The organism is Sinomonas sp. ASV486 (genome assembly GCF_030908215.1).
In the GTDB taxonomy this organism is placed as follows: Bacteria; Actinomycetota; Actinomycetes; order Actinomycetales; family Micrococcaceae; genus Sinomonas; species Sinomonas puerhi.
The window spans coordinates 82,701-96,229 of the sequence record NZ_JAVFJK010000010.1 but is presented as its reverse complement, the minus strand read 5'-3'; the positions used below and the strand labels follow the sequence as shown (position 1 = coordinate 96,229).

The 13,529-nt window shown below is 69.1% G+C and carries 10 protein-coding genes; 8 read left to right on the top strand and 2 right to left on the bottom strand.

Annotation, left to right across the window (positions count from 1 at the left end):
* The first annotated feature begins 42 nt into the window (after positions 1-42).
* The 6 genes from glpK (at position 43) to holA (ending at position 9,334) form a co-directional block, all read left to right on the top strand.
* Entirely contained in the window at positions 43-1,560 is a 1,518-nt protein-coding gene (gene glpK / locus RBS60_RS14700) for a glycerol kinase GlpK (protein WP_307958321.1), read from the top strand.
* Between the two features lie 189 nt (positions 1,561-1,749).
* Complete coding sequence (gene leuS, locus RBS60_RS14695) at positions 1,750-4,296, top strand: leucine--tRNA ligase (protein WP_374049294.1); 2,547 nt, start codon at positions 1,750-1,752, stop codon at positions 4,294-4,296.
* Positions 4,297-4,310: 14 nt separating this feature from the next.
* The gene (locus RBS60_RS14690) at positions 4,311-5,321 is read left to right on the top strand and encodes a DegV family protein (RefSeq protein ID WP_307958319.1); all 1,011 of its coding nucleotides are present in this window, start codon (positions 4,311-4,313) and stop codon (positions 5,319-5,321) included.
* A gap of 432 nt (positions 5,322-5,753) precedes the next feature.
* On the top strand, positions 5,754-6,416 hold the full coding sequence (locus tag RBS60_RS14685) for a helix-hairpin-helix domain-containing protein (protein ID WP_307958318.1): 663 nt from the start codon (positions 5,754-5,756) through the stop codon (positions 6,414-6,416).
* Positions 6,417-6,453: 37 nt separating this feature from the next.
* Complete coding sequence (locus RBS60_RS14680) at positions 6,454-8,265, top strand: ComEC/Rec2 family competence protein (protein ID WP_307958317.1); 1,812 nt, start codon at positions 6,454-6,456, stop codon at positions 8,263-8,265.
* 31 nt (positions 8,266-8,296) lie between these two features.
* On the top strand, positions 8,297-9,334 hold the full coding sequence (holA, locus tag RBS60_RS14675; protein ID WP_307958316.1) for a DNA polymerase III subunit delta: 1,038 nt from the start codon (positions 8,297-8,299) through the stop codon (positions 9,332-9,334).
* 94 nt (positions 9,335-9,428) lie between these two features.
* Here the strand turns inward: holA and rpsT are convergent, their stop codons facing one another.
* Both rpsT and RBS60_RS14665 read right to left on the bottom strand, forming a co-directional pair.
* On the bottom strand, positions 9,429-9,692 hold the full coding sequence (rpsT, locus tag RBS60_RS14670; protein ID WP_307958315.1) for a 30S ribosomal protein S20: 264 nt from the start codon (positions 9,690-9,692) through the stop codon (positions 9,429-9,431).
* 157 nt (positions 9,693-9,849) lie between these two features.
* Positions 9,850-10,326: a type II toxin-antitoxin system PemK/MazF family toxin gene (locus RBS60_RS14665; protein WP_307958314.1), complete on the bottom strand. Its 477-nt coding sequence runs from the start codon at positions 10,324-10,326 to the stop codon at positions 9,850-9,852.
* An 81-nt stretch (positions 10,327-10,407) separates the two neighbouring features.
* Between RBS60_RS14665 and lepA the strand changes: the two genes are divergently transcribed.
* Positions 10,408-12,261 carry a translation elongation factor 4 gene (gene lepA, locus RBS60_RS14660; protein WP_307958313.1) on the top strand — a complete coding sequence of 618 codons (1,854 nt, stop codon included), beginning with the start codon at positions 10,408-10,410 and terminating at the stop codon, positions 12,259-12,261.
* A complete protein-coding gene (hemW, locus tag RBS60_RS14655) occupies positions 12,261-13,499 on the top strand; it encodes a radical SAM family heme chaperone HemW (RefSeq protein WP_307958312.1) in 1,239 nt (412 codons plus the stop codon). The genes lepA and hemW overlap by 1 nt, the downstream gene beginning before the upstream one ends.
* Positions 13,500-13,529: the final 30 nt, after the last annotated feature.

Here is a 13,529-nt window from a genome sequence, read left to right as displayed (position 1 = left end):
GGTCAGCCTCATCCCGCAGCCTCATCCAAAGGAGCAATGAGAATGTCAGAGCAGTACGTCATCGCCATCGACCAGGGCACCACGAGCACGCGCGCCATCGTGTTCGACCACTCCGGGTCCATCGTCTCGACCGGCCAGCTCGAGCACGAGCAGATCTTCCCGCAGGCGGGGTGGGTCGAGCACAACCCCAAGGAGATCTGGGACAACACCCGCGAGGTCATCGGCCAGGCGTTGTCCAAGGCAAACCTGACCCGGCACGACATCGCGGCGGTCGGCATCACCAACCAGCGCGAGACTGCGGTCGTCTGGGACAAGAACACCGGCGAGCCGGTGTACAACGCGATCGTCTGGCAGGACACCCGCACGCAGTCGATCGTCGACGAGCTCGCCAAGGACGGCGGCGTGGAGCGCTTCAAGCAGAAGGTTGGCCTGCCGCTCGCGACGTACTTCTCGGGGACGAAGATCAAGTGGATCCTCGACAACGTGGACGGTGCGCGGGCCAAGGCGGAGGCGGGAGACCTACTCTTCGGCAACACCGATGCATGGGTCCTGTGGAACCTCACGGGAGGAACCGACGGCGGCGTCCATGCCACCGACGTGACCAATGCGTCGCGCACGATGTTCATGGACCTCGAGACCCTCGCGTGGGACCAGTCGATCCTCGACGCGTTCGGGGTCCCGGCCTCGATGATGCCCGCCATCAAGTCCTCCTCCGAGACGTATGGCACGGTCCACACCTCCCAGCTGCTGCGCGAGGTTCCTGTCGCAGGCATCCTTGGCGACCAGCAGGCCGCGACGTTCGGTCAGGCGGCGTTCGACGCGGGCGAGGCCAAGAACACCTACGGGACGGGCTGCTTCCTCATCTTCAACACGGGGGAGGAGATCGTCCACTCGAAGAACGGGCTCCTGACCACGGTCGGGTACAAGCTCGGTGACGCGAAGCCGCACTACGCACTCGAGGGCTCCATCGCGGTCACGGGCTCGCTCATCCAGTGGCTGCGCGACAACCTCGGCATGATCTCGAGCGCGCCGGAGGTGGAGACGCTTGCGAAGTCCGTCGAGGACAATGGCGGCGTCTACATCGTCCCGGCCTTCTCAGGCCTGTTCGCGCCCTATTGGCGCGCCGACGCCCGCGGAGCGATCGTCGGCCTCACGCGCTACGTGAACAAGGGCCACATCGCGCGTGCCGCTCTCGAGGCGACCGCGTTCCAGACGCGCGAGGTGCTCGACGCCGTCAACGCGGACTCGGGCGTCCCGCTCGCCGAGCTCAAGGTCGACGGCGGCATGGTCGCCAACGACGCCCTCATGCAGTTCCAGGCCGACATCCTCGGCGTCGACGTGGTGCGGCCCAAGGTCGTCGAGACCACGGCCCTCGGCGCCGCCTACGCGGCTGGCCTGGCCGTGGGCTTCTGGAAGGACCTCGGCGAGTGCTCTGCCAACTGGGGTGAGGACAGGCGCTGGAGCCCGCAGTTGGACGGCACTGAACGCGATCGTCAGATGCGGCTTTGGAAGAAGGCCGTCACCAAGTCGATGGACTGGGTCGACGCCGACGTGAAGTAGCCCCGCGTTCCGCGCGCCCGGCGCGCGGCGGCCACCCGCCGTCGTGCGTCGGGCCTGCGGTACCATGAAGGCTATGCGTGGCATCCTCCTCCTTCGATAGCCGCTTGCCGCCGGGTCTCCGGTCAGCAAGCGGCCGCCCCTCCGTGTGAGGGGCTTTTGTGTGTCAGGAGCAGGATGCCGGAGGGCGGGATTTCAGTGGAGAGAAGCACGGTGAGCGAAGAGCGAGTCGCAGAGCAGAACGCGCAGCAGGAAACAGAGCAGAACGCCTACAGTTTCGCGGCGATCGAGGCAAAGTGGCCGGCGGTGTGGGACGAATTGGGGGTGTTCACGCCCAAGGACGACGGAAGCCGAGAGCGCCGGTTCGTGCTCGACATGTTCCCGTATCCCTCCGGGGACCTTCACATGGGCCACGCCGAGGCGTTCGCGATGGGCGACGTCGTCGCGCGGTACCTGCGGCTCAAGGGCTACGACGTGCTCCACCCGATCGGCTGGGATTCGTTCGGCCTGCCGGCGGAGAACGCAGCGATCAAGCGCAATGCCCACCCGTCCGAGTGGACGTACGCGAACATCGAGACGCAGGCGGCCTCGTTCAAGCGGTACGGCCTGAGCCTGGACTGGTCCCGCCGCCTCCACACGTCCGACCCGGCGTACTACCGGTGGACGCAGTGGCTGTTCCTGCGCTTCTATGAGCGCGGCCTCGCGTACCGGAAGAACCACCCGGTGAACTGGTGCCCCAAGGACCAGACCGTGCTGGCCAACGAGCAGGTCGTCAACGGTGCCTGCGAGCGCTGCGGCACGCCCGTGACGAAGAAGTCCCTCAACCAGTGGTACTTCAAGATCACCGACTACGCGGACCGGCTGCTGGACGACATGGCCGAGCTCGAGGGCCACTGGCCCGAGCGCGTGCTCGCCATGCAGCGCAACTGGATCGGTCGCTCTGAGGGCGCCCATGTGCGCTTCGCGATCGAGGGAACCAGCGAAGCAGAGGGAGGGCAGGCCCGGCGCGAGGTCACCGTCTTCACCACCCGCCCGGACACGCTGTACGGAGCCACCTTCTTCGTGGTCGCGGCGGATGCCGACCTGGCCGGCGAACTCGTGTCCCCTGAGCAGGCCCAGGCCCTGGCCGAGTACCAGGACCGGGTCAAGGCCCTGAGCGAGATCGAGCGCCAGAACACGGACCGGGAGAAGACCGGCGTCTTCCTGGGCCGGTACGCTGTCAACCCGCTCAGCGGCGAGAAGCTCCCGGTGTGGGCCGCGGACTATGTCCTGGCCGACTACGGCACCGGCGCCATCATGGCCGTGCCCGCGCACGACCAGCGCGACCTCGACTTCGCCAAGGCCTTCGGGCTGCCCGTCCGCACGGTCCTCGACACGGGCGAGGAGGACCCCGCTGTGTCCGGGACCGCGACGAGCGGCGAGGGCACGCTCATCAACTCCGGCGCGCTGGACGGACTGTCCAAGGCCGAGGGCATCGCGAAGGCCATCGAGACCGTCGAGTCGGCGGGCACGGGCGAGGGCACGGTCAATTACCGGCTCCGCGACTGGCTGCTCTCGAGACAGCGCTTCTGGGGCGCTCCCATCCCGATCATCCACTGCCCCGTAGACGGCGAGGTGCCGGTCCCGGACGAGCAGCTGCCCGTCCGGCTCCCCGACGACCTGCGCGGCGAGCAGCTCGCACCCAAGGGCACCTCGCCCCTCGCGGCGGCCGAGCACTGGGTCAACGTCGAGTGCCCCCGCTGCGGCGGCCCCGCGAAACGGGACACCGACACGATGGACACGTTCGTCGACTCGTCCTGGTACTACCTCCGGTACGTCTCTCCGGACTACACGGAGGGGCCGTTCGACCCCGAGGCCGCGAAGCGCTGGATGCCGGTCGCGCAGTACGTGGGCGGCGTCGAGCACGCGATCCTGCACCTGCTCTACAGCCGGTTCTTCATGAAGGTGCTCAAGGACATGGGCCTCGTCGACGCAGACGAGCCGTTCGCCGCGCTCATGAACCAGGGCCAGGTCCTCAACGGCGGCAAGGCCATGAGCAAGTCGCTCGGCAACGGCGTGGACCTGGGGGAGCAGCTCGACCGGTTCGGGGTCGACGCCGTGCGCCTCACCATGGTCTTCGCGTCTCCGCCGGAGGACGACGTCGACTGGGCCGATGTCTCGCCGTCAGGCTCGGCGAAGTTCCTGGCCCGCGCGTGGCGTCTGGGCCAGGACGTCACGAGCGACCCGGGAACGGACCCTGGGACCGGCGACCGCGCCCTGCGTACCGTCACGCACCGGACGCTCGCAGAGGCGGCCGAGCTCGTTGAGTCGCACAAGTTCAATGTTGTCGTCGCCAAGACGATGGAACTGGTCAATGCGACCCGCAAGGCCATCGACGGCGGACCCGGCGGTGCGGACCCGGCGGTGCGCGAGGCCGTCGAGACCGTGGCAATCATCCTGAGCCTCTTCGCGCCGTACACGGCGGAGGACTTGTGGGCCGCCCTGGGTCACGAGCCCTCGGTCGCAGGCGCCGCTTGGCCGCAGTACGATCCCTCGCTCCTCGTGGAGGAGACCGTGACCGCCGTCGTGCAGATCCAGGGCAAGGTGCGGGATCGCCTGGAGGTCGCCCCGGACATCTCTGAAGATGCGCTGCGCGAGCTGGCCCTCGCCTCGGCGAACGTCCAGCGGGTCCTGGACGGCCGCGGGATCCGGACCGTCATTGTGCGGGCGCCGAAGCTGGTCAACATCGTGCCGGCGTGACCCGGTGATGCAGGGTGGCTGAGAGTACGGACCTGCCCGCGATCGCGTGGCTGAGACGCGGCTGGGGCAGGCTCCGTCCGGGGCCTGCCCCAGCGGCGGCCCCGTCCACCCCGCTGCCGCGGATTGCCGTCGTGACCGACTCGTCCGCTGGCCTCCCGGACGCCTGGGCCGCCGAATTCGTCCGCGCAGAATGCTTCGCGGACGTCGTCCTGCCCGTCATGGTCGGTCAGGACATCTTCACCGAGGGCGAGGACGTCGGAACCGCCCTGAGCCTGGCGTTGGCCGCCGGCGCACAGGTCCGCACGTCGAGGCCCTCCCCAGGCCAATTCGAACGCGTCTACCGCGGGTTCGAGCAAGCCGGCTTCGAGGGCATCGCCTCCCTGCACCTGTCCGGAAAGCTCTCCGGGACGGTTGACGCCGCACGCCTCGCCGCAGGGCGCGTGGGCATCCCTGTCGAGGTCGTGGACTCCCAGACGGCCGGCATGGCGCTCGGTTTCGCCGTGCGCGCCGCCGTGCGCGCCGCGGCGCGGGGCGGGGGCCTCGCCGAGGTGCGCCGCGCCGGCGAGGAACGGCTCGCCGGGTCAGAGGTGCTGTTCTACGTTCCGAGCCTCGAGCAGCTCCGACGCGGCGGGCGCATCGGCGCAGCGGCCTCCCTCGTGGGGACAGTGCTTTCCATCAAGCTCATCCTGACCATCCGCGATGGCCTCATCGTGCCGCTCGAGCGGATCCGCACTGCGGCCAAGGCTGTTCCGCGTCTCCGGGAGCTCGCAGTGGCCCGCGCGTCGGCGGCCCTGGACCCATCGATTGCGGTCCACTACTTCGGCAACCGAGGCGAGGCCGAGGCTTTTGCGGCCTCGCTCGCGTCGGATCTCGGGGTGCCCGCGGCCGACGTCGCGCTCTCGCCTCTCCCGGCGGTCCTTGCCGCCCATACGGGGCTCGGCGTGCTCGCCGTCGTGATCTCGCCGGGAGCGGATCCGCGACCCCACCCGCTCGCCGTGCCACTGCCCGTGGACGCGCGGGACTGAGCTCGCTTCTCCTCCACAGGCGCCGGTTGCGCGTGTCCTTCCACATGGGTCCCGCATACGGTGCGGATCCGCGCCGCGTCTGACAGCGTGGGACCCATGGTCTGGTCCAGGCGGGACTCTCTCAGGCGGCGGCAGGAGGCCCGCCACCGCTGGGATGCCCTGTTCTCGGAGGTATCTGGCCCGGGGGATGGCCTTCTGGGACTCGCCGCCACTGCACAGATCCCCGTCGTCCAGCAGCACAGCCGGGCTACCGACCGTGACGCCGATCTCGATGCCGCTGCCGAAACGGGAGGTGACGCGGAACCCGATGCCCGTACGAAAGCTGCCGTAGGAGTCGAGGCCGGAGCCAGCTCCTCTGCCGATGCTGATCCCGTGTCGGCGGACCGAATCAGCATGGCGGATGGGGTCCGGAGCAGTCGGCCGAGATTTGCCATGTCAGTGCGGCTCGCCGCCGTGGTTGCGGTGCTGCTGTCTGCGACCTGCGGAGCCTGGTGGTGGCTTGCTGGATCGGCTGGCCCCGACGTCCGCCCCGTCACGGCGGTGGGAGCAGCGCAGGCGCACGGGGGAACGGACTCTGCCTCTGGCACCCAGACGGGGATGGCCCGGCCGACCGGGCCGGGAGCGCCGCCGGCGGCTGGCGGACCAACCGTTCATCTTGTCGGAGCCGTCTCCGCGCCCGGCGTGTACCAGCTCGCGCCCGGCGCGCGCGTCTATGAGGCCATCGCCGCGGCTGGCGGTGCAACACCGGCCGCCGATACCAACCGGCTCAATCTGGCGGCGACGGTTGAGGACGGGACCCGGATCAGGATTCCCGCGGTAGGCGACCCAGAGGTGCCGGAGTCCGCCGGGACTGTACCGACTGGCGCGGTGCCGGGGGGCGCCGCGACCGGCGCGACGGGCGGGAAGGTCGACATCAACACGGCCACCGTCGCGGAGCTCGCGACGCTGCCGCGGGTTGGCCCCGTGCTCGCGCAGCGCATTGTCGACTTCCGGACCGCCCACGGTCGCTTCGCAGAACCCGAAGGCCTCGACGCGGTCAGTGGAATCGGCCCGAAGATGCTTGAGTCCATCCTCCCGATGGTGACGGTGCGATGAGTTCCCAGCGCGCCCGGTGGCCCTCTGCGCACCTGCCATGAGCGACGAGCGGCGCGAGGCGTGGAACCGCTATCGCGAGGCAGCCGTCTCGGGTGCCCGACCCCGAGTCGAAGCCGACGCGGCGACGACGCTTGTCGAACAGCTTCGCCTCCGAGCTGCGCAGTGGTGGTCCGTCGACCCCGTCGCGGGCCACACCCGATCGGGTCGATGGCGGGACCTCCGTCTCGTTCCGATAGGCGCCGCCGCGTGGCTCGGTGCGGCGCTCGCGCCCGCGATCGGGCCCTCAGCGACTCGAGCGGGCCTGCTGGCCTCGACTCTGGCGGTCGCGGCAGGTGCCCTCGCCATCGCCCTTGCGGCCTCTGTGGTGAAGGGCAGAGTCGCGGCGCGCCGGCGAGGACTGAGTGCCGGGCTCAAGCGGTCGGTTCCCGCAGCCGTCCTCACGGCGTGTACGGCCATCGCTCTGGCCGCTGGTCTCGGGGCAGCAGCCGGCCACCATGCAGCCGAACACAGCGGGCCCGCGGGCGAGCTGCTGGACCGCGGTGGCCAGACCGTCGCCACAGTGGAAGTCACCGGGGAGCCGAATCAACAGCGTCAGCGGGGCACCTTCGGCTCGGGCCCCCGGTTCGCCGCCGAGGGCCGTCTCCTCCAGGCGACCGATGGGGGCCGGTCCTTCACAGCGTCTGCCTCGATCCGCCTTGTCGGAGGGGCCGAGATGGCGCGAGTCCGCAGCGGCACAACCATCGAGGTGGCGGGGCGCATCGTCCCGGCCGATCAGCCCGGGAGAACTGCGCTTCTGAGCGTCTCGAGCCGGCCCCGCGTCGTCGAGTCCGACGCCGCACGTCGGCAGGTGGGAGCCCTGCGCGAATCGCTCCGGCGTTCGTCCGAATGGCTCTGGCCCGATGCCGCCGGCCTGCTGCCGGGCATGACGGTCGGGGACACGGCGGCGCTGCCGGTGGAGCTCGAGGACGCCATGCGCGACGTCGGCCTGGGTCACCTTACCGCCGTGAGCGGCGCCAATTTCACCCTCCTGCTGGCCCTGGTGCTCCTCGGCCTGCGGTCGTTGAGGGCGTCGCGCGCCATGGTCCTCATTGGGTGCGCCCTGGCTGTGATCGGATTCACCGTCATCGTGGGCCCGGAACCGAGCGTCCTCCGCGCCGCAGCGATGGGCACGGTGGGGCTCGTGGCTCTCGTGAGCGGCCGGGCGGGACGCAGCTGCTCGGCGGTGTCGTCGGCCGTGCTCGTGCTCGTCCTCGCCCAACCGCCTCTGGCCCTGAGCATGGGCTTCCTCCTCTCGGTGGCGGCGACTCTCGGTATCGCGCTCCTCGGCCCACCGCTGACCCAGATGCTCGCCGCACGGTTTCCGGCCTGGCTCGCTCTGGCCGTCGCCGTGCCCCTGTCCGCTCAGCTCACGTGCGGACCACTCATGGTGCTCATCCAGCCCTCGTTCCTGAGCTTGTCGCTCGTGGCGAATGTCGCCTCGACTCCGTTCGTGCCGGTCGTGACGGTTGCGGGTACGCTCGCGCTGGCCACGTGCGCGTGGTGTCCCCCGGTGGCGCTCCTCGCAGTCGGCGTCGGGGGAGCAGGCGCGCAGGCGATTGCCCTCACGGCCCGGATGCTCGCCGGTCTCCCCGGCGCCACACTGCCGTGGCCGGAGGGCGTCGGCGGTGCCGTGGCGATGGCCGCCGTGTCCGGACTCAACGCCGCCCTCCTCTGGGCCACCCTGTTGCCCTCAGGGCAGGCGGCCGTGCGGCTGCTTGCGTGCCGGATCATCCGTCTGGCGCGCGCAGCCTTGGCCTGCACCGCGTCGGGATTGGGCGTAACGGTGCGGCGTGGGAGAGTGGAGCGGTGATTTCATTCGAACAGGCCGCAGGAGGCCGTTCATGACGCCCGCAGCTCGCAGCGCCCGTTCTGGCGGACATCGTGGAAGCGCCGTCAAGAGCGCGGGCACGGTCGAGTGGCGAGATGCGGCGCCCGCCCCCGTGGTCCTCGTGCTCGGGCCTGAGGACTACATCGCGGCTCGGTCCATGGATGCCATCAGGGCCAAGGCGCGCTCGGCCAGCCCCGATCTCGAGGTCACCAAGCTCGAGGCGGGGACCTACTCCGGTGGCGAGCTCCTCATGGCGGCCTCGCCTTCGCTCTTCGGGGAGAACAAGCTTGTCGAGGTCCAGGGACTCGAGTCGATGAGCGAGGAATTCCTCCGTGACACCCTCGCCTACGTCTCCGCGCCCGAAAATGACGTGGTCCTTGTGCTCCGGCACGCGGGCGGGGCGAAGGGCAAGAAGCTCTTGGACGCGGTCAAGGCATCGGGTGCACCGGTCATCGACTGCCAGCCATTGAAGAAGGACGCAGACAAGGCCGCCTTCGTTGCGGCCGAGTTCCGCGGAACAGGGCGGCGCATCGAGCGGGAGGCCATCGATGCACTTGTCGCCGCTGTGGGGAGCAGCCTCGCCGAGCTCGCCGCGGCATGCTCCCAGCTGGCGCTCGACGCGTCGGCGACCGTGGACGCCGCGACGGTGGAGAAGTACTACGGCGGCCGCGTCGAGGCTACCGCCTTCAAGGTGGCGGATGCGGCCCTGGCCGGTCAGCAGGCCAAGGCGCTCTCGGCGTTCCGGCACGCCCTGGAGACCGGTGTCGATCCCGTGCCGATGGTGGCCGCCATCGCGTCCAAGCTCAGGACCCTCGCCAAGGTCGCCGGCGCGCGGGGCTCGGCCCAGAGCATTGCAAGAGAGCTCGGCATGCAGCCGTGGCTCGTCGAGCAGGCGCAGCGCGATATCCGCGGGTGGACTCCACAGAGCCTCGCCACGGCAATCAGGGCAGTCGCAGAGGCGGACGCCGAGGTCAAGGGGCTCGCCCGGGACCCGGGCTATGCAGTGGAGCGGGCCTTGTCGATCGTGAGCTCAGCCGCGCGCGCCCGCTGACGCGCGCGCCCGTGTCAACCTTCTCCAGTTGCCAGAACGGCCGGGGCCGGCATCCAGTGCGGATGCCGGCCCCGGCCGAAGAAGGCGTTGAGAGTCAGCCGATCTTGGCGATCCTCTTCGCGATGCCCGACTTGCGGTTCGCGGCCTGGTTCTTGTGGATGACGCCCTTGCTCACGGCCTTGTCGAGCTTCTTGCTCGCGTGGGCCAGAGCAGCATTGGCGGCGTCCTTGTCGGCGGAGACGACGGCAGCGTTGACGGCGCGGATGGCCGTCTTCAGCTCGGACTTCACCGCCATGTTGCGCTGACGCGCCTTCTCGTTGGTGAGAATGCGCTTCTTCTGGGACTTGATGTTTGCCACGTGTGGAACTCTCTTGTTAAAGCCAACAGGGTCTAGAGGGTTCGGACCGACCATCGACTGAGTGGCGTGGGGATGCCTATGGCAGCCGGTCGTCAGTGCCCGTCGACCTGCACGGACACACAGCAGTAAACCTTAGCAGAAGGGCGCCCCTTCCATGTCAGCGCCAGCCGCGTTCACGGAGGGAGGCCGCGACGAGGTCGAACCGCTCCCGCTCGAGGATGGCACCCTCTCGGCGCACCGCACCCGGGTCGATCTGCAGGACCCGGTCCACCTTGACCTCGCTGGGCCGGCGGCGGGGATCCCATGACCCCGTGCCGATGTCGATGTAGTCCTTCTCCCGCGCGCGCCCGTCGTGGTCCTTGCTCGTGAGCATGACGCACAGCAGGGCGGACCCGCGCTGCGAGACGATCAACACCGGACGGTCCTTGCCCAACGAGTGGTCCTCCTCGAAGGGCACCCACGTCCACACGATCTCGCCGGGGTCGGGAACCCCATCCGGATCGGGTGCATAGGTGACCGTCGCGGTCCCGGTGAAGTCACCGGCATAGGCCGGCGGACGCCCGTCTGCGCGTCTGTCCGGGCGCCAAGCCGAGCGGACGGCGGAAAGGAAGCGGGAGGCTAGGCTGCGCAGCACACCCACAGCCTATGGGACACTGGGAAGCCAGCGTCCCCGCGTTGGCTCACATCTACCGCATCGACAGTGAGGACTCACCGCGTGTCTCCCATGGCCCGCACCGCCCCGGTGCCTGCCGCGACGGATCCGTCGATCATCCGCAACTTCTGCATCATTGCGCACATCGACCACGGCAAGTCGACCCTTGCCGACCGAATGCTGCAGTTCACAGGCGTCGTGCAGCCCAGGGACATGAAGGCGCAGTACCTCGACCGCATGGACATCGAGCGCGAACGCGGCATCACCATCAAGTCCCAGGCCGTGCGTATGCCGTGGGAGGTCGACGGCACGGCGTACGCGCTGAACATGATCGACACCCCCGGCCACGTCGACTTTACCTACGAGGTCTCCCGCTCACTCGCGGCATGCGAAGGCGCAGTCCTGCTCGTCGATGCAGCCCAGGGGATCGAGGCCCAGACGCTCGCGAACCTCTACCTCGCGATGGAGAACGACCTCACCATCATCCCGGTCCTGAACAAGATCGACCTTCCGGCGGCCCAGCCGGAGAAGTACGCCGAGGAGCTCGCCAACCTGATCGGGGGAAACCCCGCGGATGTGCTCCGGGTGTCCGGAAAGACCGGCATGGGCGTCGAGGGCCTCCTCGACCGCATCGTCGCCGACATCCCCGCTCCCACGGGCGACGCTGACGCGCCGGCTCGCGCGATGATCTTCGACTCGGTCTACGACACGTACCGCGGCGTGGTGACCTATGTGCGCGTCGTGGACGGTTCGCTCAGCCCGCGTGAACGCATCCAGATGATGTCGACCAAGGCCAGCCACGAGCTGCTAGAGATCGGTGTGAGCTCCCCGGAGCCGACGCCTACAAAGGGCCTCGGCGTGGGTGAGGTCGGCTACCTCATCACCGGCGTGAAGGACGTCCGCCTATCCAAGGTGGGCGACACGGTCACCAATCTGGCCAAGCCCGCCACCGAATCCCTCCCCGGCTATGCAGATGCGAAGCCGATGGTCTTCTCCGGCCTGTATCCCTTGGATGGGACGGACTATCCAGTGCTCCGGGACGCCTTGGAGAAGCTGATGCTCAACGACGCCGCCCTGGTCTATGAACCGGAGACGTCCGCGGCTCTGGGCTTCGGCTTCCGGGTCGGCTTCCTGGGCCTGCTGCACTTGGAAATCACCCGCGAGCGGCTCGAGCGCGAGTACAAACTGGACCTGATCTCCACGGCTCCCAACGTCGAGTACGAGGTGACGCTGGAAGACAAGACGGTTCTCCACGTCACCAACCCCAGCGAGTACCCGTCCGGCAAGATTGCTCAAGTCCGCGAGCCGATGGTTGCTGCGACCATCCTTGCGCCGAACGAGTTCGTCGGGGCCATCATGGAGCTGTGCCAGAGCCGTCGCGGCGTCCTGGGAGGCATGGACTACCTCTCCGAAGACCGAGTGGAGATCCGATACCGCCTGCCGCTGGCTGAAATCGTCTTCGACTTCTTCGACATCCTCAAGTCCAAGACCCGCGGCTACGGGTCGTTGGACTGGAAGTCCGACGGCGAGCAGACCGCCGACCTCGTCAAGGTGGACATCATGCTCCAGGGCGAGCAGGTCGATGCCTTCTCCGCCATCACCCATCGGGACAAGGCCTACGCCTACGGGGTGATGATGACTGGGAAGCTGAGGGAACTCATCCCTCGCCAGCAGTTCGAGGTGCCGATCCAGGCCGCGATCGGCTCCCGCATCATCGCCCGCGAGAGTATCCGTGCAATCCGCAAGGACGTCCTCGCGAAGTGCTACGGCGGTGACATCACGCGAAAGCGGAAGCTGCTCGAGAAGCAGAAGGAAGGCAAGAAGCGCATGAAGATGGTGGGCCGCGTCGAGGTTCCGCAGGAGGCCTTCATCGCCGCGCTCACCACCGATGAGTCGAAGGACAAGGCGAAGAAGTAGTGCCAAGCACCCTTCCCCTGGGAGATCCGGCCCCGGCCGACGGCGTCCTGCCGCCGCAGGCGGCGGCCTCGGCGGGGGAGCGGAGCTTCTCGCTCTACGCCCACATACCCTTCTGCGCCGTCCGCTGCGGGTACTGCGACTTCAACACCTACACCGCGACCGAGCTCGGCGGGGGTGCGTCGCAGGCCAACTATGCCGCGACCGCGTCCGGGGAGGTGCGCTTCGCGGCAGGTGCCCTCGACGCGTCGCGGGTGCCGCGCCGTCGTCTGTCCACGGTGTTCTTCGGCGGGGGGACGCCGACCCTCCTGCCGGCAGAAGACCTCGCCGCGATCCTCGCGTCAGCAGCAGCGGAGTGGGGCATCGAGCCTGGGGCCGAGGTCACCACCGAGGCGAACCCCGATTCGGTGACGCCCCAATCGCTCCGGACGCTCGCGGACGCCGGATTCACCCGGGTGTCCTTCGGCATGCAGTCGGCCGTCCCGCATGTGCTCAGGGTCCTCGACAGGACTCACACGCCGAGCCGGGTGCCGGAGGCTGTCCACTGGGCCCGCGAGGCCGGACTGGACGTGAGCCTCGACCTCATCTACGGCACGCCGGGGGAGACCCTCGACGACTGGCGGGCGTCCCTTGACGCCGCGCTCGCGTGCGAACCTGACCATGTGAGCGCCTACGCGCTGATTGTCGAGGAAGGCACCAAGCTCGCGGTCCAGATCCGCCGCGGCGAGGTGCCGGACGTGGACGACGACGACCACGCCGAGAAGTATGAGACGGCCGACGCAGTGCTCGGCGACGCCGGATTCCACTGGTACGAGGTGAGCAACTGGGCTCGGGGAGACGCATCGGATCGGCGCTTCGAATGCCGCCACAACCTCGCCTACTGGCATGGAGGCGACTGGTGGGGCGTGGGCCCGGGCGCGCACTCGCATGTGGGCGGCGTGCGGTGGTGGAACGTGAAGCATCCCACCGCGTATGCGGGAAGGCTTGCGCAGGGGGCCTCGCCCGCTGCGGGGCGGGAGACGCTCGACGACGCTACGCGCCGCGTGGAGCACGTCCTGCTGCAGATCCGTCTCGCCGAGGGCCTGCCGACGGCTGACATCGCTCCCGACGGACGCGCGGCCGTCGCAGGGCTTATCGCGGACGGCCTCGTTGACGGTCCGGCCGCCGTCCAGGGCCGGCTCGTGCTCACGCTCAGAGGACGACTCCTCGCCGACGCGGTAGTCCGCCGGCTACTGCCCTGACCCCTGCTGGCCGCCGGTCCGTCGTGAACG